The 25,593-nt window shown below is 44.6% G+C and carries 19 protein-coding genes and 2 pseudogenes; 12 read left to right on the forward strand and 9 right to left on the reverse strand.

Annotated features, from left to right (window positions below):
* Nucleotides 1-111 precede the first annotated feature (111 nt).
* The gene (locus tag VOA_RS05115; RefSeq protein WP_000780971.1) at nucleotides 112-2,073 is read left to right on the forward strand and encodes a diguanylate cyclase domain-containing protein; all 1,962 of its coding nucleotides are present in this window, start codon (nucleotides 112-114) and stop codon (nucleotides 2,071-2,073) included.
* Here the strand turns inward: VOA_RS05115 and queC are convergent.
* Nucleotides 2,030-2,725 carry a 7-cyano-7-deazaguanine synthase QueC gene (gene queC, locus VOA_RS05110; protein WP_000710437.1) on the reverse strand — a complete coding sequence of 232 codons (696 nt, stop codon included), beginning with the start codon at nucleotides 2,723-2,725 and terminating at the stop codon, nucleotides 2,030-2,032. The two genes, VOA_RS05115 and queC, sit on opposite strands and share 44 nt — an antisense overlap.
* 12 nt (nucleotides 2,726-2,737) lie before the next feature.
* Nucleotides 2,738-3,388 (reverse strand): 7-carboxy-7-deazaguanine synthase QueE, encoded by a 651-nt coding sequence (queE, locus tag VOA_RS05105; RefSeq protein ID WP_000464241.1) that lies wholly within the window; start codon nucleotides 3,386-3,388, stop codon nucleotides 2,738-2,740.
* Nucleotides 3,389-3,602: 214 nt separating this feature from the next.
* Between queE and VOA_RS05100 the strand changes: the two genes are divergently transcribed.
* Complete coding sequence (locus tag VOA_RS05100) at nucleotides 3,603-4,424, forward strand: Cof-type HAD-IIB family hydrolase (RefSeq protein ID WP_000277393.1); 822 nt, start codon at nucleotides 3,603-3,605, stop codon at nucleotides 4,422-4,424.
* Nucleotides 4,425-4,458: 34 nt separating this feature from the next.
* On the opposite strand, the gene VOA_RS05095 is transcribed toward VOA_RS05100, so the two are convergent.
* Nucleotides 4,459-5,397, reverse strand: coding sequence for a precorrin-2 dehydrogenase/sirohydrochlorin ferrochelatase family protein (locus VOA_RS05095; protein ID WP_001268690.1), 939 nt, complete (start codon nucleotides 5,395-5,397; stop codon nucleotides 4,459-4,461).
* 452 nt (nucleotides 5,398-5,849) lie between these two features.
* Between VOA_RS05095 and VOA_RS05090 the strand changes: the two genes are divergently transcribed.
* From VOA_RS05090 to VOA_RS05070, 6 genes are all read left to right on the forward strand, one after another.
* Entirely contained in the window at nucleotides 5,850-6,878 is a 1,029-nt protein-coding gene (locus VOA_RS05090; protein WP_000201868.1) for an amino acid ABC transporter substrate-binding protein, read from the forward strand.
* 138 nt (nucleotides 6,879-7,016) lie between these two features.
* Nucleotides 7,017-8,222, forward strand: a complete 1,206-nt coding sequence (locus VOA_RS05085) for an amino acid ABC transporter permease (protein WP_000805350.1) — start codon at nucleotides 7,017-7,019, stop codon at nucleotides 8,220-8,222.
* Nucleotides 8,223-8,224: 2 nt separating this feature from the next.
* Nucleotides 8,225-9,322, forward strand: a complete 1,098-nt coding sequence (locus tag VOA_RS0118520) for an amino acid ABC transporter permease (protein ID WP_000848143.1) — start codon at nucleotides 8,225-8,227, stop codon at nucleotides 9,320-9,322.
* A 21-nt stretch (nucleotides 9,323-9,343) separates the two neighbouring features.
* Nucleotides 9,344-10,099 (forward strand): amino acid ABC transporter ATP-binding protein, encoded by a 756-nt coding sequence (locus VOA_RS05080; RefSeq protein WP_000193741.1) that lies wholly within the window; start codon nucleotides 9,344-9,346, stop codon nucleotides 10,097-10,099.
* 244 nt (nucleotides 10,100-10,343) lie between these two features.
* Entirely contained in the window at nucleotides 10,344-11,012 is a 669-nt protein-coding gene (locus VOA_RS05075; RefSeq protein ID WP_009356079.1) for a Bax inhibitor-1/YccA family protein, read from the forward strand.
* 114 nt (nucleotides 11,013-11,126) lie between these two features.
* Entirely contained in the window at nucleotides 11,127-11,456 is a 330-nt protein-coding gene (locus tag VOA_RS05070; protein WP_000895413.1) for a TusE/DsrC/DsvC family sulfur relay protein, read from the forward strand.
* 61 nt (nucleotides 11,457-11,517) lie between these two features.
* Here VOA_RS05070 and yccX read toward each other — a convergent pair whose 3' ends face one another.
* Entirely contained in the window at nucleotides 11,518-11,793 is a 276-nt protein-coding gene (yccX, locus tag VOA_RS05065; RefSeq protein ID WP_032468361.1) for an acylphosphatase, read from the reverse strand.
* A gap of 87 nt (nucleotides 11,794-11,880) precedes the next feature.
* On the opposite strand from yccX, the gene VOA_RS05060 reads away from it, so the two are divergent.
* Both VOA_RS05060 and VOA_RS05055 read left to right on the forward strand, forming a co-directional pair.
* A complete protein-coding gene (locus VOA_RS05060; RefSeq protein ID WP_000659061.1) occupies nucleotides 11,881-13,284 on the forward strand; it encodes a methyl-accepting chemotaxis protein in 1,404 nt (467 codons plus the stop codon).
* Nucleotides 13,285-13,377: 93 nt separating this feature from the next.
* Nucleotides 13,378-14,571, forward strand: coding sequence for a class I SAM-dependent methyltransferase (locus VOA_RS05055; protein WP_000186565.1), 1,194 nt, complete (start codon nucleotides 13,378-13,380; stop codon nucleotides 14,569-14,571).
* Between the two features lie 39 nt (nucleotides 14,572-14,610).
* On the opposite strand, the gene VOA_RS05050 is transcribed toward VOA_RS05055, so the two are convergent.
* A complete protein-coding gene (locus VOA_RS05050; RefSeq protein WP_000862887.1) occupies nucleotides 14,611-17,535 on the reverse strand; it encodes a ligand-binding sensor domain-containing protein in 2,925 nt (974 codons plus the stop codon).
* A gap of 645 nt (nucleotides 17,536-18,180) precedes the next feature.
* Here VOA_RS05050 and VOA_RS05045 point away from each other — a divergent pair.
* Nucleotides 18,181-18,654: a peroxiredoxin gene (locus VOA_RS05045; RefSeq protein WP_000560327.1), complete on the forward strand. Its 474-nt coding sequence runs from the start codon at nucleotides 18,181-18,183 to the stop codon at nucleotides 18,652-18,654.
* 58 nt (nucleotides 18,655-18,712) lie between these two features.
* Here VOA_RS05045 and VOA_RS20525 read toward each other — a convergent pair.
* Nucleotides 18,713-19,282: pseudogene (locus tag VOA_RS20525) on the reverse strand (Hpt domain-containing protein); the annotation flags it as partial.
* Between the two features lie 75 nt (nucleotides 19,283-19,357).
* Nucleotides 19,358-22,684, reverse strand: a pseudogene (locus VOA_RS05040) (response regulator); the annotation flags it as partial.
* A 120-nt stretch (nucleotides 22,685-22,804) separates the two neighbouring features.
* Here VOA_RS05040 and VOA_RS05035 point away from each other — a divergent pair.
* On the forward strand, nucleotides 22,805-23,944 hold the full coding sequence (locus VOA_RS05035) for a response regulator (RefSeq protein ID WP_001121883.1): 1,140 nt from the start codon (nucleotides 22,805-22,807) through the stop codon (nucleotides 23,942-23,944).
* Here VOA_RS05035 and maiA read toward each other — a convergent pair.
* Nucleotides 23,926-24,570 carry a maleylacetoacetate isomerase gene (maiA, locus tag VOA_RS05030; protein ID WP_000052749.1) on the reverse strand — a complete coding sequence of 215 codons (645 nt, stop codon included), beginning with the start codon at nucleotides 24,568-24,570 and terminating at the stop codon, nucleotides 23,926-23,928. The two genes, VOA_RS05035 and maiA, sit on opposite strands and share 19 nt — an antisense overlap.
* Complete coding sequence (locus tag VOA_RS05025) at nucleotides 24,567-25,589, reverse strand: fumarylacetoacetate hydrolase family protein (protein ID WP_000762012.1); 1,023 nt, start codon at nucleotides 25,587-25,589, stop codon at nucleotides 24,567-24,569. Before VOA_RS05025 ends, maiA begins: the two co-directional genes overlap by 4 nt.
* Nucleotides 25,590-25,593 lie beyond the last annotated feature (4 nt).

The following is a 25,593-nucleotide window of genomic DNA, read 5'->3' on the forward strand; positions in this document are numbered from 1 at the left end:
TCGATTAGCAATGCTGTCACCGTCACAATTCAAGAGAACTGCTAGAGCAACGCGTTGTTTATCAAGAGATCGTTCTGTATATTTCCCGAACTAAGATCACAGAATTTAATTATGAAACTTTATTTGCAATGCGCTTTGCTTGCTTTCAGTCTCTTCTCATCATTTTGTTATGCTTTTGAACGATCCTCATGGGAAGAGGTCTACGAGAAGTCGTTACATAAAAATGGTGATAGTGCTTTGCAACTATTACATGACCGCTATTTCGCCCTCCCCTCAGGAGCTGAAAAACTTTATCTGGCATCCAAAATCCATGGGTATTTTGTGCTCAGAAGCCAACCTTACTTCGGGGAAGCAACTAGCAATCAAGATGCTTATTCAGAAACAGAACGTCGTTTCGTTGAAGCGCTTAATTATGAGGAAGCACTAAATTACCAAAAAGCTGAAGAAGCCTATCTGGCGTTTTACGCCGATATGAACGAGATCGACGATCAAGATGGATTGGTATTGTTTGAGTATCATCTTTGCCGGCTATACCAGCGTAGTGGCCGCCCCTATAAAGCACGTTTTTATTGTTCCCAAATGGATCAGAGGCTGCTTAATTCAGCAGACCCACTTTTTCCACGCTACCGAGGCTTACATTTGGTAGCAAATAACCTTGAGTTTTTAGGTGAATATCAAGAAGCATCGGAGACTTATGAGTTGTTACTTAAATTGCTACCCGACTATGTAGACCCTTCAGGCGTATACAATGATGTGGGGCTATTAATGAGCACGTTGGGACAACATGAAGCTGCGCTTGAATATCTAAACAAAGCGTTAGAATACCGAACAGAACAAAATAACGCCTTATTGCTCGCACAAGTAGAGCACAGCTTAGGTGATGCTTATTTCAAACAAGGAATGTATCAAGAAAGTATCCGGCATTTTTATCAAGCAGAACAACGGATTTCCCCTACCGGCTATTTGTTTGGATTAGCTTATGTTCACCTTGGTTTGGGTAAGGCGTACATTGAATTAGGAAACTTTACCGAGGGTGATCAGCACCTGCTACAAGCCCTGGAATATGTAAACAAGCATCAAGATCAGAACCTAAAAGGACTGATTTATCTCGCACTTTCACAAGCCTATTTCAAAGAACAAAAATATACACAAGCCTCCAACTACGCAAACCAAGCGGTAACGATTAGTGACCAAGCATCATTGCCTCGGATTAAAGCTAAGGCATATCTACAATTAGCAACCGTTGCTGATACTCAACAACAGTACCAACAGGCTTTGGTTTGGTATAAACAATATGCAGAGAATGAGTTACAAGTTCGTGATAGTGAACAACGGAAAGCATTCGCAGCGCTCAATCTTTCCAAAGCGGAATTCGAGGAAAAGCACAGTGCGAATTTTTGGAGGGAAAACTATCAAACCTTAGTGAAGAAATACGACTTCCTAAAATGGCAACGTATTTCACTGTCTATTTTGATTCTTACACTTGCCGTTGCTCTGCCCTTTGCATACTACCGCCCTAAGAAAAAGAGCAATTCTGCTAAGTTGGACATGTTGCAAGGTGTCATTGATCGAAATGCTGGTTTGGAACGTTTAACCAAGCTCAAATCTTGCAAGCAAGCTGAACAAACACACCTTATTGCCCTGCTCGATATCGATCAACTTCGTCAGTTTAATGAACGATTTGGCTATGAGAGTGGCGATAAAGCCATGCAAGACATCTTTGACGCTTTACGTTCCCAGTTCCGAAATGAAGACTTCTTATGCCGAATCGGTGACGATGAATTTTTACTTATACTTCCGAACTGTGAACGAAGCCGCGCTGAAACTCACCTCTTCACTCTTCATCACTCAGTCAACGCACAAACGGAATCGGCTACCGAAAACCCATTCAATTTAAGCATCACCATGAGTTATCTGGCACTAGAGGGAGCATTGGCGAATTTTCACAGTATCTACCCTTATTTGGATAAAGCCATGAACATCGCCAAACAACAAGGTCGGGGCGGCTTTATTGATGCACAAGATTACACTACTGTGATACGGACTGCTTCATCACCAATGTATTCAAAATAGCCGTGCGATTTTCGAGATATTCATTCAACCCAGCTTGGCGTAAATGACAGGCTGGACATTCACCACAGCCATCACCAATCAACCCGTTGTAGCAGGTTAACGTTTGCTTACGAACGAGCTCAAGCGCGCCAAGCTGATCGGCCAGTGCCCATGTCTGCGCTTTATTGAGCCACATGAGCGGTGTACGAATGTTCAGTGACATATCCATTCCTTTCGCTAACGCTTGGTTCATGGATTGTACAAAATCATTTCGACAATCGGGATAGCCTGAAAAATCCGTTTCACAGACGCCGGTAATCACCGTATCAGCCCCAATTTGATAAGCGTAGATACCGGCTAAAGTCAAAAACAGAATATTGCGCCCCGGAACGAATGAATTCGGCAAACCGTTGGCTTGCAATTCATGAGAAACGGGAATGTCATCACGGGTTAAAGAACTGATTGCCAACTCGTTGAGCAGGTTTACATCCATCACTTTATGCGCGGTAACACCCAACTGTTTCGCCAATTTCTGGGCGATTTCAATCTCTAGCTTATGGCGCTGACCATAATCAAAAGTGATAGCGTGCACTTCATCAAATTCTTTTAACGCTTGCACTAAACAAGTTGTTGAGTCTTGGCCACCACTAAACACGACAACGGCTTTTTTCATTCAGTGTTCCTTCTAAGCAATATTCAGATATTTGTGAGTTTGGATGGAAAGACGCCAATTGCGTGCAATACAAGTACGAATGCACAATTCTGTTGCCCTCGGCTTTTGGCTGATAGGCTGTAAAGCAATGACAGTGGCCGAGCTGACTTTTGCACGCAACAACAATGCATCAAGGTTCTCGATGTCATTTTCCGTTGCAACGGGGTGTTTAATCTCGTTAGCACGCTGTAAGGAAGAATCCAAAATTGGTAATTTCCCTTTCATGGCAACTTTGGGTGACACCGTCACCCAAGTATTGGGCGTAGCAAGTATTTCATACGTCCCACTGGTTTCGATTTGACACTGACAACCAATTGCTTCGAAAACCTGTGTCAGTTCGGTTAAATCATAAATACACGGCTCACCACCAGTGATCACAATATGCTTCGCTTGATACTCTTGTGTTTGATAGCGTTGTACCACATCTTGTGCGCTGGCTTGGCACCAAGTTGGAGAGTCGCCCGCTTTCAAGAGAATGTGTGAAAAATCAGTTTGTTCAGATTCCAACATATCCCACGTTTGCTTAGTATCACACCAAGCACAGCCAACAGGACAACCTTGCAAGCGCACAAATACTGCAGGAACCCCAGTAAATACACCCTCACCTTGGATGGTTTCAAACATTTCATTGATTCGGTACAAGATAAACTACCTAACATGGATAAACAGAATTTCTGGGGGCAGACCATAATGGAGAAGGCGATCAAGGTCAATTTAATTGCGGTAACAACATACAAAATTACTCATGTTTTCATTTATTACCTTGTTTGCTCACAGTTCGAATTGGAAGTGTATATAATCGAGCTCCATCTCTTCTTCCATTTTACGTAGGTAACTGATGTATAAACTGATCGCGCTCGACATGGACGGTACACTACTCAATAGCCAAAAGCAGATCTCTCCACGCACTAAGCAAGCCATTGCCCAAGCTCGTCAGCAAGGTATTCACGTTGTGCTTGCCTCAGGCCGTCCGCTTGATGGTATGCGCAGTAAGCTCGAAGAGCTAAAATTAACCAGTGATAACGACTATGTGCTCTATTACAACGGTTCAATGGTAGCCAACGTGGCGAACGGGCAGATTATTCATCAACAAATCTTAGATGGGAAATCAGCGAAACGTGTTGCTCGTCTTGCACAAGAATGGGGACTTAATACTCATGCGTTTAGCCAGATTCATGGTTTGATAACACCTAAAACAAGCCAATATACCGAAGTTGAAGCCACAATTAATGGTGTATCAATCACCGAAATGGATTTTGAGCAATTAGAAGATAATCATCCGATCATTAAGAGCATGATTGTGGGAGAGCCGGAAAAACTCAGCCAAGCGATCAGCCACTTGCCTGCTGAATGGCGTAACGACTTCACTGTGGTACAAAGTGCCCCTTTCTTTCTAGAGTTTCTGAATATAGGCAGTAACAAAGGAGTAGGAGTAAAAGCAATTGCACAACATTTAGGCATAGACGCCTGTGAGGTTATTTGCATGGGCGATGCGGAAAACGACCACCACATGCTCGAATATGCAGGATTGGGGATTGCGATGGCCAACGCTATGGAAGAAACCAAACGTATTGCGGATCACATAACACTCAGTAATGATCAAGATGGAGTCGCCGTTGCGATTGAGCACTTTGTTCTAGGCTGCCTAAGCGAAGCTTAATATTTTGCAGGTAAGGCGACCTCGCCTTACCTTATCAGCTCTGTTGAGCTAACTTCAACACACATGCTTTACCTTGCAGTAACACGTATTCGCTGCTTCCTCTAGGAATCAACACACAGATCGTTTGTTCTTCTCTCTGAGCTTGTAAAAGTAGAGTGCTCAATTCGGTTGAAGAGTAAAAACCTTGTCGCTGAGCATCACGCCGGCAAAGATCAATAAACGCAAATGGACAATCTTGCGTGTGCAAGATCAATTCCGCTTGTTGCATGTGCCGTAGAGCCTTCAGTGAAAGCAATTCAACGTCACATCCAAATTCGATCCAAGTCACGGCTGCGCACTTATCTACCACTCCATCCAGAGATTGAATATATATGCGTTCTAGAACTTCTCTGCTTGAAGCATTTTTCACTTCTGGGTGAGCAAAAAAACGCTCCCAAAATTGCCGACGCAGATCAACACTCGGCAGAAAGTCTTTAATCGAATTGCGTTTTGATGCCCCAAAATCGGCAAGCAATCCAAGGTTTTGTGCTAACACGGATTCGATGGTTTCACGAATATTACGAATCAGGACCGGAGAGGCACCACCACTAGAAATTGCCAGTTGGATCCGCCCCCGCTCGATCATAGATGGAGTAAGAAAATCGCAATAGGGTTGATCATCAACCACATTCACTAAAATCCCCTGCTCTTTCGCATCCTTGTGTACCTGATGATTAAGCTCTGGATTGTCTGTGGTTGCCCACACCTGCACGTAACGTTTCTCTAACCAGTGAGATGAATAAAAATGCTGAATCCAATGACATTTCCCTTCCTGTATCCAGCCTTGTAATGTTGGCGCAACCTGCGGAGAAATCACGGTTACTTTGGCATCCGCTCTCAATAGTGCATCAATTTTTCGGCAAGCCACCTCACCACCGCCAACCACCAATACCGGTTTATTCGTCAGATCCAAAAACAACGGAAAATAGCGCATAGTACTTCTTATGGTTTGTCTATCCTTAACTGCAAACCATGCTACCAAAATTGGAGCAGAAAAAGCATCTCATAAAAAAATGAAATAAAATCTGTGCAAATTTCACCCATTATTTAGCGTAAATCACCAATCCTTAACAAATTTACAGAACTATTAATTAGAATTCTGTTTCATCTTCGTTATGCCATTCTGTTGCACTATTCTGTCACCCAGTCGAACTATTTACATTAATTTAACAATTGTTCATTCTTGGCGCAGTTAGGGGATTGATGAAAAGCAACTCTTTTCAACGGTAATTTGAGAAATTGTTCATCCTTACCTACGCTTACAACTGGTTGATTTGTCAATGTGCAACTACATCAGCAGCAACCTATAACAAAGAAACACAACATAAATGAACCCTTGTATCAGGTGTCACCTGGTCAAAAACGGATCAAACAGGAAGGATACAAATGGCGACTAAACTCACTGTTCTTGCTTCTGTCATTGCGGCCTCATCGGCGCTAATGACTTATTCGGCATCCGCCGCAGAAAGCACACTAGACAAAGTGTTATCACAAGGTTTTATTACTTGTGGCGTCAGTACAGGTTTACCAGGGTTTTCTAACCCTAATGCAAAAGGGGATTGGGAAGGGATTGATGTTGAGTATTGCCAAGCGCTTGCAGCTGCAGTGCTCGGCGATAAAACCAAGGTTAAATTCGTTCCTCTCACCGCGAAAGAACGTTTCACGGCACTACAATCAGGTGAAATTGATGTTCTGTCGCGTAACACCACATGGACTCTGCAGCGTGATAGCGCTCTGGGCCTTAACTTTGTTGGCGTGAACTACTACGATGGCCAAGGCTTTATGGTGAAAAAAGACTTGGGGATCAAAAGCGCGAAAGAACTGGACGGAGCCTCTGTGTGTGTCCAATCTGGAACCACTACAGAACTCAACCTCGCGGATTATTTCCGCAATAACGGCATGAAATACAAACCGGTGGTATTTGATACCTCAGCACAAACCTCAAAAGGCTTTGATGCGGGTCGTTGTGATGTGCTCACTACCGACCAATCCGGCTTGTATGCTCTCCGCCTAAATCTAGAGAAACCAGATGCAGCGGTCGTTCTTCCCGAAATCATTTCTAAAGAACCTTTGGGACCCGTTGTACGCCAAGATGATGATAAATGGTTCAACGTTGCTAAATGGGTTCTTTACGCGATGGTCAATGCGGAAGAGTACGGCATCACCTCAAAAAATGTTGATGAGATGATGAAATCCGAGAACCCAGAAGTAAAACGTATCTTAGGTCTTGATGGTCCGAAAGGTACTGGCCTCGGCATCCGAGATGACTGGAGCTATCAGATTGTCAAACAAGTAGGTAACTACGGCGAAAGCTTTGAGCGCACTGTTGGCTCCGGCTCTCCACTAAAAATTGACCGCGGCGTAAATGCTCTTTGGAACGCAGGCGGTTTTATGTATGCGCCACCTATCCGTTAATCAACACTCATAACAATACCTGATCACCTTGAAGTTTCAGTACGTCATCTTTACAACTTGCGTACTGAAGCTTCAAGTCAAAAAGGAAATCTTATTTAGCCATTCGCTAGATATAAATGGATAAGAGGTTACAGCTGTATGAAACCTACAAATACTCCTGCGTCTCAACCTTCTGACGCACATTCAAAGCATGTCAATTTGCTTTATAACCCAACTTTTCGATCTGTTCTTTTTCAGCTAATAGCTGTATGTGCCTTAGGTTTTTTTCTATACACCATAGTAAACAATGCCTTAAATAACCTTGAATCCCGAGGTATTGCCACAGGATTTGCTTTTCTAGACCATGTCGCTGGATTTGGCATTAGCCAATCTTTAGTGGACTATGATGAAACCTACAGCTATGGCCGTACTTTTTTGGTCGGTCTACTCAACACTGCCCTAGTTTCTGTATTAGGGATTTTTTTCGCCACATTGTTAGGGTTTGCTTTAGGTATTGCCCGACTCTCCACGAACTGGCTCATCAGTCGTCTCGCTGCGGTGTATATTGAAACTTTCCGTAATATCCCACTTCTTCTGCAAATTTTCTTTTGGTATTTCGTTGTGCTACAAGCGCTACCTTCAGCCAAAAATAGCATGCACCTTGGCGAATGGCTCTATCTCAATGTTAAAGGCCTCTACTTAGCCAAACCGATTTTTGAATCGGGTAGCTTATGGGTATTTATTTCTCTCCTTATGGGGATCGCTGCTTGTTGGTTGTTGAGCATTTGGGCCAATAACCGTCAGCGATTAACTGGGCAACAAACACCAATGGGAAGATACATACTCATTGGTTGCGTTGGTTTCCCTCTCTTGGTTTATTTTTTACTCGGCCAACCAATTAGTGCGGAATACCCTGCATTACGTGGATTCAATTTCCAAGGCGGGCTCACCGTTTTACCTGAACTCGCGGCATTACTTGTTGCACTTACTATTTATACCGCTTCATTTATTGCCGAAATTGTACGCTCAGGCATCAACGCAGTGAGCCATGGTCAAACCGAAGCTGCGATGTCACTGGGATTACCGCGCTCAAAAACCTTGAAACTGGTCATTATTCCGCAAGCTTTGCGCATCATTATCCCGCCGCTAACTAGCCAATATCTGAACTTAACCAAAAACTCCTCTCTTGCAATGGCGATTGGTTACCCTGATTTGGTTTCTGTTTTTGCTGGTACCACTCTCAACCAAACAGGCCAAGCCATTGAAATCATCTCAATGACCATGTTGGTTTATCTGAGTTTGAGCTTGCTCACCTCAGCACTCATGAATTTATACAACCGAAAAGTCGCTTTGGTGGAGAGATAATTATGAAGACACATCAATTTCAACCAAGCTTGCCGCCACCAAGTAACACCACAGGACTTATTGGCTGGTTACGGAAAAATTTATTCAATGGCCCCTTTAATACCCTAGCGACATTAATATTAGGCTATTTTGCACTGCAAGGTCTTTGGCATATTTTCCACTGGGCGATTCTCGATGCCAACTGGAGTGGAAGCACTCGTAACGACTGCACTCTTGATGGAGCATGTTGGGTATTCATCAGCACACGCTGGGAGCAGTTTATGTACGGCTTCTACCCTGCGGCAGAATTGTGGCGACCACGACTCTTTTTCATCACTCTAGCGATTTTCGTAGCACTGCTTGCGTATGAGAAAACACCGAAAAGAGGTTGGATCTGGCTTGTTTTTGTCAACATCTACCCTTTCTTCGCCGCCATACTGTTATATGGTGGAGTGTTTGGTCTGGAAGTGGTTGAAACACATAAATGGGGCGGCTTGCTCGTCACCTTGATCATTGCCTTGGTCGGCATCATTGTCTCACTGCCGATTGGTGTTGCACTTGCCTTAGGACGTCGTTCCGATATGCCGATCATTCGCAGTTTATGTACTGTGTATATTGAAGTGTGGCGTGGTGTTCCACTCATTACCGTACTGTTTATGGCTTCTGTAATGCTACCGCTATTTTTATCTGAAGGCTCTGAGATCAATAAATTGCTTCGCGCCTTAATCGGCGTCGTCATGTTCAGTGCCGCCTATATGGCCGAAGTGATTCGTGGGGGCTTGCAAGCCATCCCGAAAGGTCAATATGAGGCTGCGGATGCACTCGGGCTTAGTTATTGGAAAAAGATGGGGCTGATCATTTTACCGCAGGCTCTAAAAATCACTATCCCATCGATCGTGAATACCTTTATCGGGCTGTTTAAAGACACCAGTCTAGTTTTGATTATTGGTATGTTCGATGTTTTAGGTATTGGTCAATCCGCCAACACCGACCCTAATTGGCTCGGTTTTGCCACGGAAAGTTATGTTTTTGTCGCGTTAGTGTTCTGGGTCTTCTGCTTTGGCATGTCAAGATATTCGATTTGGCTTGAAGGCAAGCTCCACACCGGTCACAAACGATAAGTCACTCTCAAGGAACGAATTATGACGCAACAACTCAACCAAGAATTTATGATTCAAATTAAAGACATGAACAAATGGTATGGTCAATTTCATGTTCTAAAGAACATCAATTTGAATGTCAAAAAAGGGGAAAAAATCGTTATTTGTGGACCTTCCGGCTCTGGAAAATCCACCATGATCCGCTGCATTAACCGACTAGAAGAACATCAAAAGGGACAAATCATCGTGGCGGGTAATGAATTAACGGAAGATTTGAAAAACATCGAACTGGTGCGCCGTGAAGTCGGGATGTGCTTTCAGCACTTCAATCTTTTCCCGCATTTAACAGTTCTGGAAAACTGCACCCTCGCACCAATTTGGGTAAAGAAAATGCCTAAAGATAAAGCGGAAGAAATTGCGATGAAATACCTATCGCGAGTACGCATTCCTGAACAAGCGGATAAATATCCAGGCCAGCTTTCAGGCGGTCAGCAACAGCGTGTAGCCATCGCTCGTTCTCTGTGCATGAGTCCACAAGTGATGCTCTTTGACGAACCCACGTCAGCTCTCGACCCTGAAATGGTCCGTGAAGTGCTGGATGTTATGGTCGAACTTGCCGAAGAAGGCATGACCATGCTGTGTGTAACCCATGAGATGGGATTTGCAAAAGAAGTAGCGGACCGCGTCATCTTCATGGATGCAGGAGAAATCATTGAAGAAAATAACCCAAAAGAATTCTTCGAGAATCCGCAATCGGACCGTACACAAAACTTCCTAGCTCAGATATTGCACCACTAAGAGTGAAAGATTCACAAGTCACCAAAGATTCAGAAGCGTTAACCGCTTCTGAATTATTTTAAATTCATCGAAATACAATAATCACATTTACGCAATTTAATGAAATATCGTGTTACAACTCAACATAACCCTAACAACTGAATTTGATTATTATTGATTTAGACAGCTCAAGGGGCTTGAAATTTATGGCATTGAGCCTCATAACTGTCCCTGTAGCAATCAGTACTTTTAACAGAGGAAAAGTATGAATACGCCAATGTTTACCCGAACTTCCGGCATGGAACGTACTCTTGAAACCAACAAGGTTCTGAAGAATACCTACTTCCTGCTTTCTATGACCTTAGTCACCAGTGCTATTGCAGCAATGGCGACCATGGCTATCGGCATCTCTCCAATCTTTGCATTGGTGATGCAGTTGGCTGCTATTGGTATTCTGTTTTTTGTAATGCCAAAAGCGATTAACTCTTCATCCGGCATTGTATGGACTTTCGTCTTTACTGGACTGATGGGCGGTGCGCTTGGTCCAATACTGAACTTCTATGCTGCGATGCCAAATGGCCCTATCGTGATTGCACAAGCTCTGGGCTTAACCGGTATGGTATTTTTAGGTCTGTCGGCCTACACAATCACTAGCAAGAAAGATTTCTCTTTCATGCGTAACTTCCTGTTTGCTGGCCTGATCATTGTGATTGTTTCTTCATTGATCAATATCTTTGTTGGCTCAAGCGTTGCGCATCTGGCTATCAGTGGTGCCTCAGCACTGCTCTTCTCTGGTTTCATTCTGTTTGATACTAGCCGTATTGTACGTGGTGAAGAAACCAACTACATTTCAGCAACAATTTCTATGTACTTGAATATCCTGAACCTGTTCACAAGTTTGCTGAGCATTCTGGGTATTATGAACGACGATTAATTCGCCGCTCAATGAGTCTCTCAGCCCGATGTATAACATCGGGCTTTTTTGTACTTGAGCCCAACCTTGAGCTTCGCTACCCTATGCGAAAATTTCCAATCACAGAAACTCATCATGCTTGAATATCAAGGCCAAACTATCGAAACCGACGCACAAGGCTACCTTCTCGACTTTACTCAATGGGAAGAGGGAATGATCACGCTATTGGCGCAGCAAGAAGGGATTGAACTCACGGACGCTCATTTAGAAGTTGTGCATTTCGTACGCCGCTTCTACGAGGAGTTTAAGACCTCACCAGCCATTCGTATGCTAGTGAAAGCGATGGAAAAGGAACACGGCCCAGATAAAGGCAACAGCAAATACCTGTTCAAGCTCTTTCCTAAAGGCCCTGCAAAACAAGCCACCAAGCTTGCCGGATTACCAAAACCTGCCAAGTGTTTGTAAATGCTTGACAATTGATGGCAATTGGCGAAGCTTCTCGATAGATTTTCGCCAATTTTACTCACTATAAAATTTCAAAACCGGGGTACTCTTTTTCTGGTTCGCAACTTGAGCGAATCACTTGCTTAACATGGGCTGTTTTGGGGCCAACCTGCAGCCACACATACAATTCATCAAGTTTTTCAGGTAAACCACAAGCCACAACTTCCACATCCCCATCGTGGAGATTTTTCGCATACCCCGTCAAGCCTAATTTCAAACCTTGGTGAGCAGTATGGTAGCGAAACCCCACCCCTTGTACATGGCCAGACACTATGAATATGTCGCATTTTGTTACCATCGCATTACCCCCTAAATCAAGCGAATGATATACTCCGCACTGCATAACCTTTCTGATGCCCTATTCACCAGAACACGAGTCGTAACTATGAAAGAGATCCCCTTTCGTTGGATAGATAAATATCTCATCCATCTCAAAATCCAAGAAAAATTCTATCTGTTATTTTTACTACCTATGGCAGCACTAGTAATCGTCACTTTAGCACTCGATAGTGCCGCTGATTTGATGTTGCAACAGCTTTATAGCCAAGAATTGCTGTTGATGAAAGATCTTATCGAAGCAGGCTCACTCACAAAACAACAAGTCTCTTCAATAATAGCTGACTCTGACACTATTGTTTTTGGTAGTGGTGCTGAGGCCATTTCAGTGATGGATGGGGCATTTAGTTTGACCATGCAACACGATGTAGATCTATGGCATACCTTAACCTTACACCACTGGTTAGTGATCGGGGTTACCTTGCTGACGATGGCCGCTGGGGTTTACTACATCATGACTTTCATTGGTGGTGCCATGTTCTCCCTGCACAAAGCCCTTGAAACACTAGAGAAAGGTAACTTGACCTATCGTATGAACTACTTCCCAGTGCGTGATGAGTTCAGTGAAATTGCGATTACTTTCGATAAAGTGGCTGATCGTGAACAAAGACTGGTTCACTCCATTCAAGAGTCAGTTGCACTGATGCAACAGATCAGCTCAGACCTCAATTTATCAGCGCAAAGTAGCGCAACGGCATCAGAGAGCCAGCAAGAACATCTCAATTCTCTGGCCAGTGCTACAGAGCAAATGGCTTCCACTATTCGGGAAGTGGCAGGCCTTGCTCAAGATTCTAGCCAACAAACTGAAGAAGCTAAACGTGTGGCGCACTCTGGCCAAGCAAAAGTGACTCAAACCCTCACATCGGTTGGGAAATTAGCTAATGAAATCGGTTCGGCATCTCATGCCGTAGTCGAACTCGATACCAATGCAGCAAAAATTGATGCGGTGGTGACTACGATTAATGCGATTTCAGAACAGACCAATCTGCTAGCTTTAAATGCGGCAATCGAAGCGGCACGCGCTGGTGAACAAGGCCGCGGTTTTGCTGTGGTCGCGGATGAAGTTCGAGCACTTGCCGGCAGAACGCAAAGCGCTACAGTTGAAATCCAATCTATGATTGAGGCATTGCAGCGTAACAGCCAATCTTTGACTCAACTTATGCAAGTGACGGTCACCAGTGCTAATCAAGGTCATCAGCTAATGAGTGAAGTGAGTGGTGAAATTAATGCCCTTGCCCAGAAGAACCAGTCTATCTCTGACAGTAGTGTGCAAATTGCCACGGCCTCAGAAGAGCAAGGCGTAGTAGCCGATAATATCGCAGCGAGTGTGGAAGAGATCCGCCAACAAGCCTCTGGGATTCACAAAACGATTCAATCTACAACGCATACCATCAAACAGCTGCGCCAACAAAGTGATCAACTGGAACGATTGCTAACTGGGCTTAACGCCTAATACTGGAGCCGCTAATGCGGCTCTTTTCTTTTGCTTTTCACACTCAGTTCCACGACAATAGCCGCCCATTTGTATTTCCATCAGAGTAGCGTAATGACTCCTGCAATTTATTTGGTCAAAGGCCGTGACAAATCTTTGCGTCGTAAACATCCCTGGATCTTTTCTCGTGGGATCAGCAAAGTCGAAGGGACTCCTGAGTTGGGTGAGACCATCGATGTTTATTCCTTTGAGGGTAAATGGTTAGCGAAAGCCGCCTACTCGCCACACTCACAAATTACCGCACGCGTGTGGAGCTTCGAGCAACAACCCATTGATCGTGATTTCTTCATTAAGCGTATCGAGCAAGCACAACTGCTGCGTAACGATATTATTGAGCGTGATGGATTAACCGGTTATCGCTTAATTGCAGCGGAATCTGATGGTTTACCAGGCATTACTATCGACAAATATCAAGATTATCTCGTTTGTCAGTTACTGAGTGCTGGTGCGGAATACCAAAAGCAAACCTTAATTGAAGCATTAATTCACTGTTTCCCTGAGTGCCATATCTATGAGCGTTCCGATGTTGCCGTACGTAAGAAAGAAGGTTTGGAAGAACGCGTTGGTGTACTTCATGGTGAATTACCACCAAAATCGCTCGTGATTGAAGAAAATGGCGTCAAGATTAGCGTTGATATTGTGGGGGGACACAAAACGGGTTTCTATCTGGATCAGCGAGACAGCCGTTTCCAATCCATGAAATACGTGAAAGATAAAGAAGTGCTGAACTGTTTCTCTTACACCGGCGGTTTCGGCTTGTACGCACTAAAAGGCGGAGCAAAACGTGTGATCAACGCTGATGTATCTCAACCGGCGTTAGATACTGCCAAACTCAATGCGGAATTGAACGGATTTGATATCAGCAAAAAACGGGCGGTGTTCTTAAACGCTGATGTGTTTAAGTTGCTGCGCGAATACCGTGACCAAGGTACGCGTTTTGATGTAGTGGTAATGGATCCGCCGAAATTTGCTGAATCTAAAGCTCAATTAGATGGTGCATGTCGTGGTTACAAAGACATCAACATGCTGGCGATGCAGATTCTAAAGCCAGGTGGCACACTGCTGACTTATTCTTGTTCTGGTTTGATGGATCAAGTGCTCTTCCAAAAAATCATTGCGGATGCCGCCCTTGATGCGAGTCGTGATGTGAAATTTGTCGAGCGCTTTGAGCAAGCTGCCGATCACCCAACGGATACCGCTTACCCTGAAGGCTTCTACCTGAAAGGTTTCGCTTGTAAAGTCCTGTAATAACTAGGGCAAACGAAGTTCATGTAGAGTAAAACGGTCTCAACTGAGACCGCTTTCTATTTGCCACTCTTCACTTTTGACAACTCGGTTACGACCCAGTTGCTTTGCGGTCAACAGCGCATGATCCGCAAGTTTGAGCACCGTTTCATAACATTCTGCTTGTTGAGAGTCCGCGAAACCTATACTCACCGTCACAGTGAGCCCTGAGTCAACTGTCGAGAAATCCACCTGTTCGATTACGTGCCTCAACTGTTCAAAATAACCCCAAGCCTCTTGTTGAGGACCAAAGTACAAGACCGTAAATTCCTCGCCCCCCCAGCGGGCAACTTTCGTTTTGTCTCCAACATATTTCAGTAACTGCTGTGAAACAGACACGATCACCTGATCTCCAATGATATGGGAATAACGATCATTAATCTGTTTGAAGTGGTCAATGTCCAATACTGCGATACAAAGCGGCAGATCGGGCAGTTGAGTAAATGCCTGTTTAAGAGACATATCAAACGCGCGGCGATTGGCGAGTCCAGTCAATTCATCTTCTTTGGACAACCGTTCAAATTTATCGGCTTGAAAACGTAGTTTCTGAGTTTGGAGAGCGACTTGTTCAACGAGGTACTTCTCTCGCCGTTTCATCACTCTAATCCGCCACATCACCACAGAAACCGATAAGGCGATGACCATCAGTACTGCCAAGACGATAACTTCTTTACGCTGCCAAAGATGAGGTTCAATGGTGAAACTATAGCTATACGCGGCATCATTCCATTCGCCATAGGGATACCGAGCACTCACGAAAAACTGGTAATCCCTTGGCTCTAGGTTGGTGTATTCAGCTAACGTATTGTGACCTCGGTAAGACCAATTTTGGTCAAAGCCTTGCAGTTTGGTTCGGTACTGCAATCGCTCAGACATGACAAAACCCAGTCCAACATAATCAAAGCTGATTCGATTAGTCCCTGCTGGAGCACCATGTTGTAACTCAGGATTAATACTTTCACTATCAAAACTGACCGACTCTAAAACCACAGGTAAACGTAATTCACTTAGTTGCTGTAAGCGTTGAACTTTAATACTAGCCACCCCTTTGGCGGTGGCAAAAAGCAATTCACCATTCGGTAGGCTTGCCGCAGCAGGATTCGTTCCACCATTCGCCTGACTGGTTGCCATCCCGTCACCTTCATCAAAGTGCTCAAATTCAATCTCATTGCCTATTCCGTCCGCAACGGCCTGCATCTGATCATAATTCAGCTTCCAAACTCCACGATTACTGGATAACCAAACATGACCTTCATTATCTCGCAGCATTTGAAAAAACTTATCGATCGGCAATCCTGCCGCTCGGCCAACCAAAGACAAACGGCCATCAATGAGGCGATAACGCACCATTCCTCGGTCGGTCGCCATCCAAACGTAATCCGGTTCCATATAGAAACCAAACACATATTGAGCTTGCTCCATTTGACTCAAATTAACTGGATGGATCTGACCTTGAACATCAAAATAAGCAACCCCTACGGCACTTCCTACCCATAATTGGCCTTTGGCATCCAGAGCTAGAGCCATGATGTAGTCGTCCGGTAGAAGTGAATTGCTTTTGTTATAAGTGGTGAGCTTACCTTGAGGTGAGCGTTTCACAATGCCATTGGGGGTTCCGATCCATAGGTTGTTTTTATCATCTTCAACAATTGCTCTCACCTCATTACTTGGCAAGCCATCATTTTCATCCAATATCCGGGTGATAAAGCCCTTTCTCCAAAACAGTAAGCCTTGCTGCACACTACCAACCCAAATCCCCCCATCAACAGAATTAGACTTGGCTAAACTCAAAACGGAGGGACGTGTACCCACTTTCTGGCGCATTGCATCGTGCGCGAGTCCATCCTCAATGATGCTTAATCCACTACTGGTGCCGACAATCACGCGCTGATCATCAAGAGGGAGTATGGCGCGGACATAATTACCAACCAAACCTTTGTCACTGTTGATATTGATAAAAGGAGCATCACGTAAACGCATCAAACCTGCATTCGTACCGACCCAAATGCTACCTTCGATATCCTGATACCAAGATAAAACTCGGCTATGCGGCAAACCACGATTGGGTTCTAAAAATTGCAGTTGTTGATTTTTAAGTCGAGCGATACCACGGTTAACCGTTCCAATCCACCAATTCCCCACACGGTCTTGCTCTGCCAAAGTAACCGATTCTTTCTCTAAAGGTACAAACAGTGATTGAAAGCGACCCTCTTTTTCAAGCCATACGCCGTGCTCAGTCGCAATCACTAACGCCCGCTCTGAACTAAGAGAAACATAGTTAATTCGTTGATAACGTCCATTGGGCAAATCGACAACCGAAGGTTTGAAGTTGTCAAAACGGTACAACCCTTTATCGGTGGCCGCAAACACGACACCTTGCGGGTTTTTAACTAATCGATAAGCACTAACATCCGTTAACAACCAACGATCTGGACCATATCCTTCACTTCCTAAAGCGGGACGAACCATAACCCCCATACCTTCAATCGCAAGCCACAGGTTTTGTTCGTCATCAATCAAAGCACCATTGACCAAACTGGGCGCGGGGCTAAAAGGATACCAACCATAGCTCAATCGTTGTGTGATGCTTCCTCGCGCTCCCGCCACCAGCAAACCATTACCATTCATAGGTAATAAGGTTCGTGTGCCTGAATCTTCCATCCCTGTTTGTGGGCTACGGTCAAACAGCTCAAAACTGATGCCGTTATAACGTACAACGCCTTCCCATGTAGCAAACCATAAATAGCCATCTCGTGTCTGAGCAATACTATTGATGCTGTTATGTGGCAAACCATCCGTTGATGTCCATGTTTCCACAAAATAATCAGAAATATGCTCTACGACAGCCTGAGCTGAAGAGCTCATGAGCAGTAACCCCGCTGAGCATACCTGCAGCCAATAGCAAGCCAAAAGTCTATGTACTTTCATTATTCTAATTGTCCTTCATGTCAGAAACGGCGACTGTCTCAAGTCCTCACGATTTCAGGCATTAGTCTGGAAAATTTTATCTGCCCCCAGAATTCGAGTGCAACGCAAATAACCGTATCATCGAAATCAATGAACGGGTCTCTTGTTATATTTGTTGCTAGCCTTTATTGACTCAAACGAACCATTGCATTAGTGAATAGTTCAGATCTTACTGACGTTGTCTGACGATGGTGGCATTCCTTCGTTGCTGATTAAGCCTTTGTTTTTATCTTCCGGCAAGAGTTCAATATTTTTTATTGGGGCGTCAATCAAAGCGGCTAATTATCTATTTTTTGATCACAGAATTCATGGGGATTATGTCAATTTTGTCGCAGAGTGTTAATTATGAGAAATAAACTCAACCTTTGATTTTGAATAAAAATACATCGAAATGACCAGATTACTACTATGAAGTTTAGACTGCGGTTCAAGACTTGCTTCAATGCGCCTGAAATAGTCTATTATCGGCAGGCCAGCATAAATGACATCAAGAACATAAAGATCTAAATACCCTTATTAATCGTCTCTATTTGTTTGGCGAGCAAGCATCTACACTATCCGCACACCAAGCCAAACAGACTAATCATCTTAATTAAGGAAATGAAAATGATTGCTATCGGACAAACCCTCCCAAATGTTCAACTTAGCCAACGCACCGCGGAAGGTACGTTGACACATTCAGTACATACTCTATTTGCAAACAAAAAAGTCGTGCTGTTTGCTGTCCCAGGAGCTTTTACCCCAACATGCTCTGAAGCGCATTTGCCCGGTTATGTCGTACTTGCAGACAAATTTAAAGAGAAAGGCGTTGATTTGATTGCTTGCGTTTCCGTCAATGACGCCTTTGTCATGAAGGCATGGGGGGAAAACCAAAATGCGAGTGAGATACTCATGTTAGCCGATGGTGATGCCTCTTTTACGCAGGCTCTCGGGCTAGAAATGAACACTGGAAGTTTTGGTGGAATCCGGTCACAACGCTACGCGATGGTAATTGAGAATAATATGGTGACGTTACTCAATGTAGAACCACCTAAAACATTCGAGTTGAGTAAAGCTGAAACCATTCTCGCCAGTCTTTAATTCAATCTGCACTCCTCCTGACTCATTTGTCGAGGAGGAGTGCTTAGCCATCTCGTGTTTAAATAGCGGGGTACGATTCCAAAAGCTGCTTAGCTTGCTCAAAATCAAAGTTTTCAATCGCATTGATCAGCTCGGTTTGTTGGGTTGAATCCCACGCGGTTACTTGTCGAATCGGTTTACACAAACTAAGCGCGATAACATCATAATCTTTAATCGCTTGCTGAAGTTGTTGGTACCACGCCGTTGAGTCAAAGTTTTTATCCAGATCCGAATAACTATGCAACTTATCCCACCTTAAAAGTTCTTCACTAACCTGTGTCAGTATGGCTTGAGTTTGCTCTAGCTGTGTTGAGGCTGGTTCAACCTGTTCGCATAAGCCTTGCTCCATCTCCGAAGCAATCTTAGCCAACTCATCTAAGCCTAAGTTGGCGGCAGACCCTTTTAAGGTATGAGCGACACGAGTTGCAGACTCCCAATCTTGCTCTGTAATCAGGGTTGGGATTCTCGCCAACTCTTGCTGCTGGCTTGTAATAAAATGACGCAGAATTTCAAAATAACGCTGTTGGTTCCCTCCAATCCGGTAAATCGCCTGTTCAACATCAATACCAGTTAACTTAGGAAGATCTCGCGCAGAAGAAGTCGTTAATTCGTTTGCCCTATCTCTAGGCCTTATTGCTGATTCTTCGAGTATCAACTCCTCTAGCAAAAATTGTTTTAGGACTGAATAAAACTTATCAATATCAATAGGTTTTGAAAGGTGATCATTCATGCCAGCTTGGGTACAACGCTCAATATCCACCGTCATTGCATTCGCCGTCATTGCCACAATGGGAAGATCTTTCCAACGTTTATCTGCACGAATGCGCTTAGTGGCAGTAATTCCATCCATCACTGGCATCTGCATATCCATGAGAACAAGATCAAAACGAGCTTGCTCAATCTTCTCTAACGCTTCTTGGCCATTATTGGCAACCGTAACCCTGAGTCCTGTATCTTGAAGCAAACCAAGTGCAACTTCCTGGTTCACTTCATTATCTTCAACTAAGAGAACGCTCTTTCCTTTGAAATTGGGTTTACTGTGTGGATGGTGTTCTGAATGTTTATGTCTGACATGTTCAATACCGTAGCTGGTTACGATCGCATCCAACAAATTGGAGGGATTAACAGGCTTAACGATAAGTGCATCAACCAGTTTGCCATTTTCTCCATCGAGATTAATGTCACGTCCATACGCAGTAACAAGGAAACATTTCGTTTTTTCACGAAGACCAAGCGATTGCACTCGGGTCAATAACTCAATGCCGTTCATTCCTGGCATATTCCAGTCCACAAATAACATATCAAATTTCTTGTGCTGAATTTCCGACAACGCTTCAAACCCGTTACTCACAGTCACGACATTAAAGCGCATCGCCGTAAGTAATGAGTCCAAAATGTTACGGGCAGAATCGTTATCATCCACCACCAACACTCGTTTATCTGCCAACCCATGTACAGGCTGAGCAATATCACGCATTTTTGCTTCTTGTAAGCCACAGACGACTGAAAACTCAAAGATGGATCCCTCTCCCTCCGTACTGCGAACTGAGATTTGCCCCCCCATCAGCTCAACCAACTGTTTGCTGATACTCAAACCCAATCCGGTACCACCATATTGTCGGGTAATACTGCTATCGGCTTGTGAGAAAGCGTTAAATAAATCGGTGAGCTTTTCTTTCGCGATGCCAATTCCCGTATCTTTAACTGCAAAACCCAGCGTGACGTACTGATCATTGAGTTGGCTTACACGAGCGGTAATCACAATTTCACCTTGGTGAGTAAATTTCACCGCATTGCCACACAAGTTAACGATGACTTGCCCAAGACGCAGGGGATCACCAATCAGCCCCAAAGGAATATGGGGGTCGATGTCCATCAAAAACTCAATACCTTTCTCCTGTGCTTTCAATGAAATCACCGCAGTGACGTTATCCAACACATCATCGAGATTGAAATCAATTCGTTCCACATTGAGTTTTCCCGCTTCTATTTTTGAAAAATCGAGAATCTCATTAATGATGCCCAACAAATTTTTGGCCGATTCATTAATTCGGGTAACGTACTTACGTTGCGTGGTATCTAATTTAGTATTCAATGCCAAATGTGCCATGCCTAGAATGGCGTTCATGGGCGTGCGAATCTCATGGCTCATATTAGCCAAAAAATCCCCTTTGGCTTGGCTCATCGCATCTGCCGCATCTTTGGCTTCACGCAGTTCCTGCTCCATGACTTTACGCTCAGTGAGATCAAGCAGCAGGCCTACTATGCCATTAACTTTATCGGCTCTATCACCGAATGAAGCTTCATACACCAGCATTTCGTGCTGTATACCTTTGTGATCTGTCATGGATATTTCATAGTTTTGGCTACTTTGCTGCTGAGTGAGCAATGTATGGGCTTGAGCAAAACAATCCGCAACGCAATCCGGAAAAATTTCTTGTGGCTGTTTACCAATCACTTCGTTGCTTTCCAACCCAACCATCTCGAGAAACTGGGCATTAACGGTTAAGAAAGTGCCATTCGCACTTAAGCAATACATAGGATTCGGAGTGGCATCTAAAATCTCTTGGTTGAGTTGGGACTGCTCAAGCACTTTTCGTTCAGCTAAACGTTGAAGTTCAGCATTTTGCGTCAATTGAATCGCCACAGAAAGATCATCCAGCATTTGTGACAACCAGTGGTACTGCTGAATACTGATCATCCCCACTGTACCCAACTCAAGGAGTGCAATAGGCTGCGAGTTCACGTGCAAAGGCAAATAATAGACTTCATTCAGCGCTATCGTTCCTGATGCAGAGACCACTTGGTAATTGCCTCCAAGCGCTTTCATGGCATAAGGCTTTCCAGAACGTAACACACTAAAATGCGTGGTTGTGGGATCACTGTATTCACGCAGAGCCAACTCCGCTTGGCCAACTCCTGCCACACGAGTAAGAATGCCATCACGGTAGATATACAGTCCGATCAATTCAACGGGAAACTGATGCAATAAAAATTGCGTTACCTGTTGACACAGCGCTTCCGTTGTTGGGTTATTTCGGATGATGATATTGAAATCTTTCACCAAGGTATTAAAACTCAACTGCTCAGCAATATGGTGAAATACCACGTTTAAGCTATCGATAAAACGCTGTAGCTCGCCATACGCTTTTTGTGTGAGCGTAAACTCGTAATCTTCACTGCGTACCTGTTTGACCACCGTTTTAAGTAAGGTGGTTAATGGGGCGATGTATACAATCCAAAGCAAGATAAAAGAAGCGATGATCGCCGCCAATAAAACCGCCACCAGAATCAGGTTTAGCCTTTCGTAATACAGTGCCTGTTCATCCACCGCTTTCATTTGAGATTCAATGCGCTGAACGATATTGGCGTGCGCAGAACCAATCGCGGCCATAATTTTGGCTTTTTCGAGAAAATATTTTTCACTGTAGAGCAGAGAGCGCGCATAGTTCAGATCTGGTTCACCTGTATAGCGATACTCGCCTTGAAACTCTTTTTTCCATCCAGTTACGGCCATAAACGCTTCACGTTCTAACGCAACAAGCTGATCGGATAAAGCTAAAGCATTTTGTAATTCTAAAAATTCTACAGAATCGATGCCTGACTGACGAATACGCTCAATGAGCGATGGATAGTGATCAGGTGAGATCGGCTCCCGAGCGTTGTTGCCATTAAGTACAGCCACATCCCAGAATTCATAGTCGTTGTTCACCGGTGCTGGCAACTTACCATTACGGACATCCAACACCTGATTAAATAAGCGCAACCAACGTTCATTTCCTGTACTGGCGTAGGCACGAGCAAACTTGGTCAAATGATCGGAGCTTTGCTTTAGCTCTTGAGATAAGCGATAAAATTGATAAAGCTGCCCACTGTGCTGGTGGCTTTCTAGCCTAAGATCGGCCACTTGCCGAGTGATTTTAAACATGGCTACAGATAAGACCGCCATTAAGCAAAATAGTAGTGCAAACATCGCTTTGATTGAGCGCATGCTATCTCCTTATCAGTACAGGATTTGTGCAGCTTATTTTGAAAGTTTAGCTATAGTTTAAACAATAGATGTCATTTACATCTGAAATACCTAAACTTTGTGATGGATAGGATAGTTTGCATGCCAATCAAAAGCTTGACCGAGTGCACGATACTGATTGTCGATGATTCGCCAGATAACATTGCCTTCATGTCACAAGGTTTGGCGCAGTTTTATCGAGTTAAAGCGGCGCGTTCTGGCAAAGTAGCTTTAGATATTTTAGGGCAGTATCCGATTGACTTAGTGCTGCTCGATATTGTGATGCCTGAAATGTCTGGCTATGAGGTCATTCATCAAATCAAACAAAACCCACTTACCGAGCATATCCCCGTAATCTTCCTGACGGGTAAAAGTAGTCCAGAGGATGAACAACTCGGTTTTGAACTCGGTGCAGTCGACTATGTGTTTAAACCTGCCAGTATTCCTTTACTGAAATCACGCGTGCAGACGCATCTCCAAAACAAGATCTCGAAAGATATTCTGTTGAATCAAAATGATTACTTAGAAACTGAAGTTTTACGCCGTTCAAACGAATTAGATCGCATGCAAGATGCGGTAGTTTTTGCGCTGGCAAGCCTTGCCGAAACACGCGATCCGGAGACAGGTAACCACCTACTGCGTACACAACATTATGTGAAAGTACTCGCTGAACGTTTAGCGACCTTAGACAAGTACCGTGACACGCTGACTCCGAGAACGATTGACACTTACTTTAAAGCCGCCCCTTTGCACGATATCGGTAAAGTAGGCATTCCTGACAACATACTGCTCAAGCCAGGAAAGCTCACTGAGAGTGAATTCACCATCATGCGTAATCACGCACTGCTAGGTAAACTTGCGCTAGAGAAAGCAGAAAAGCTCTCTGGGGCTTGTACCGAGCTGATTAATGCAGCCAAAGAGATCGCAATTGGCCACCATGAGAAATGGGATGGATCCGGTTACCCGCTAGGATTAAAAGGTGAAGCCATCCCGCTGAGTGCTCGATTAATGGCGCTTGCTGATGTGTATGACGCTCTGATTTGCCGCCGAGTCTACAAAGAACCCATGAGTCACGAAGCAGCAAAGACGATTATCTTGCAAGGGGCTGGTTCCCACTTTGACCCTCAAATCATTGATGCCTTTTTGCTTGAGGAACAACGTTTCATTTCCATCTCACAACAATTTGCTGATGAGGACCACGATATCGTGATCCCCCTTTCCGTTCAGTCAGCATCTGGCTGATTCTCTGGTGCAGCCTTTGCAAAAGCAGGTAAGGCTCGCAATGTTTCGGTCACTCTTTGCAAAGTGGGATAACGACTCATATCCATATGAAACCGCTCCGCATTGTAAACCTGAGGCACTAAGCAGACATCCACCAGCGACAACCGATCCCCCACACTGAACTTGCCCGCCGTTTGGCTCACTTTCTCTTCTAAACTTCGAAAACCCTTGTCAATCCAGTGACGATACCAGCGATTTTTCTCATCGTCCGAAGCCGAAAACTCTGCGGAAAGGTACTGCAAAATCCGCAAATTATTGATCGGATGGATATCGGCTGCGATATCGAGCGCCAATGCCTTTATTTGATAGCGTTCTACACCTTGTTCTGGGATCAGACGAGGCTCTGGATAGATTTCATCCAGATATTCAATAATCGCCAACGACTGGTTTAAACACAGTTCACCATCAATAAGCACGGGGATGAGTTCACTGGGGTTGAGTCGATGAAAATCCGCATTGTGCTGCTGTCCCCCATCTTTATTCAAATGCACGGCACGCGACTCATAGTTCAACTGTTTGATGTTCAGCGCAATTCGTACCCGATACGCTGCCGATGAACGCCAATAGCCATAGAGAATTAAACTCATTGCGTCTCCTTGCTGTGCGGCAGTACACGCTGTTCAATCGCCCCAAATACGGTTTGTTGCTGATCGTTGAACATCTCAATACGCACCGTATCACCAAACTGCATAAATGGCGTTTGCGGTTTGCCATCACGCAGCGTTTCAATCATCCGCAGTTCCGCAATACAGGAATAACCCACACCACCCTCACGGATCGCACTGCCGTAATCGGTACCCTGCTTATTGGAGACCGTTCCCGAGCCAATAATGGTGCCTGCACACAGTGCACGCGTTTTCGCCGCATGAGCAATCAACTCTGGAAATGAAAAGGTCATATCCACGCCTGCATTTGGGCAGCCGAACAACTCACGGTTATAGGTAGTGCGCAAAGGTAACGAGAGCCGTTCACCATCCCACGCCTCACCAAGCTCATCCGGTGTTACCGCGACAGGAGAAAAGGCTGAAGAAGGTTTGGACTGATAGAAGCCAAAACCTTTCGCAAGCTCATTCGGGATCAAGCCTCGCAGAGAAACATCATTGACCAGCATCAGTAGCCGAATGGCTTGTGCGGCGTCTTGAACGGAGCTTCCCATCGCGACATCAGAAGTCACCACCGCCACTTCCGCTTCAAAATCGATACCCCAAGCTTCATCAGCCATCACGATCGGATCCCGCGGCGCTAAAAACGTATCTGAACCACCTTGATACATCAGAGGATCAGTCCAGAAACTCTCAGGCATTTCTGCACCACGCGCTTTGCGCACCAGTTCGACATGATTGACATAAGCAGAACCATCCGCCCAGTGATAGGCTCTCGGCAGTGGAGATAGGCACTGCTCAGGGTCGAACAAACGGGCAGTAATGGTGCGCTCGTTCAGCGCAAAATACGCATCCTGCAGTTTTTCCACTAGGGTTGGCCAGTCATCTAAGGCTTGCTGCAAAGTGGCCGCAATGTCCGGCACCGCCACACACAAAGTCAAATCACGGCTGACCACCACCAGTTGACCATCTCGCGTTCCATTTTTCAGGGTCGCTAACTTCATATCG

The organism is Vibrio sp. RC586, from assembly GCF_000176715.1.
Taxonomy (GTDB): domain Bacteria; phylum Pseudomonadota; class Gammaproteobacteria; order Enterobacterales; family Vibrionaceae; genus Vibrio.

Coding starts and splice junctions, on each gene's coding strand:
- VOA_RS05115 (WP_000780971.1), top strand. CDS start 112: ATGAAACTTTATTTGCAATGCGCTTTGCTTGCTTTCAGTCTCTTCTCA.
- queC (WP_000710437.1), bottom strand. CDS start 2,725: ATGAAAAAAGCCGTTGTCGTGTTTAGTGGTGGCCAAGACTCAACAACT.
- queE (WP_000464241.1), bottom strand. CDS start 3,388: ATGTTTGAAACCATCCAAGGTGAGGGTGTATTTACTGGGGTTCCTGCA.
- VOA_RS05100 (WP_000277393.1), top strand. CDS start 3,603: ATGTATAAACTGATCGCGCTCGACATGGACGGTACACTACTCAATAGC.
- VOA_RS05095 (WP_001268690.1), bottom strand. CDS start 5,397: ATGCGCTATTTTCCGTTGTTTTTGGATCTGACGAATAAACCGGTATTG.
- VOA_RS05090 (WP_000201868.1), top strand. CDS start 5,850: ATGGCGACTAAACTCACTGTTCTTGCTTCTGTCATTGCGGCCTCATCG.
- VOA_RS05085 (WP_000805350.1), top strand. CDS start 7,017: ATGAAACCTACAAATACTCCTGCGTCTCAACCTTCTGACGCACATTCA.
- VOA_RS0118520 (WP_000848143.1), top strand. CDS start 8,225: ATGAAGACACATCAATTTCAACCAAGCTTGCCGCCACCAAGTAACACC.
- VOA_RS05080 (WP_000193741.1), top strand. CDS start 9,344: ATGACGCAACAACTCAACCAAGAATTTATGATTCAAATTAAAGACATG.
- VOA_RS05075 (WP_009356079.1), top strand. CDS start 10,344: ATGAATACGCCAATGTTTACCCGAACTTCCGGCATGGAACGTACTCTT.
- VOA_RS05070 (WP_000895413.1), top strand. CDS start 11,127: ATGCTTGAATATCAAGGCCAAACTATCGAAACCGACGCACAAGGCTAC.
- yccX (WP_032468361.1), bottom strand. CDS start 11,793: ATGGTAACAAAATGCGACATATTCATAGTGTCTGGCCATGTACAAGGG.
- VOA_RS05060 (WP_000659061.1), top strand. CDS start 11,881: ATGAAAGAGATCCCCTTTCGTTGGATAGATAAATATCTCATCCATCTC.
- VOA_RS05055 (WP_000186565.1), top strand. CDS start 13,378: ATGACTCCTGCAATTTATTTGGTCAAAGGCCGTGACAAATCTTTGCGT.
- VOA_RS05050 (WP_000862887.1), bottom strand. CDS start 17,535: ATGAAAGTACATAGACTTTTGGCTTGCTATTGGCTGCAGGTATGCTCA.
- VOA_RS05045 (WP_000560327.1), top strand. CDS start 18,181: ATGATTGCTATCGGACAAACCCTCCCAAATGTTCAACTTAGCCAACGC.
- VOA_RS05035 (WP_001121883.1), top strand. CDS start 22,805: ATGCCAATCAAAAGCTTGACCGAGTGCACGATACTGATTGTCGATGAT.
- maiA (WP_000052749.1), bottom strand. CDS start 24,570: ATGAGTTTAATTCTCTATGGCTATTGGCGTTCATCGGCAGCGTATCGG.
- VOA_RS05025 (WP_000762012.1), bottom strand. CDS start 25,589: ATGAAGTTAGCGACCCTGAAAAATGGAACGCGAGATGGTCAACTGGTG.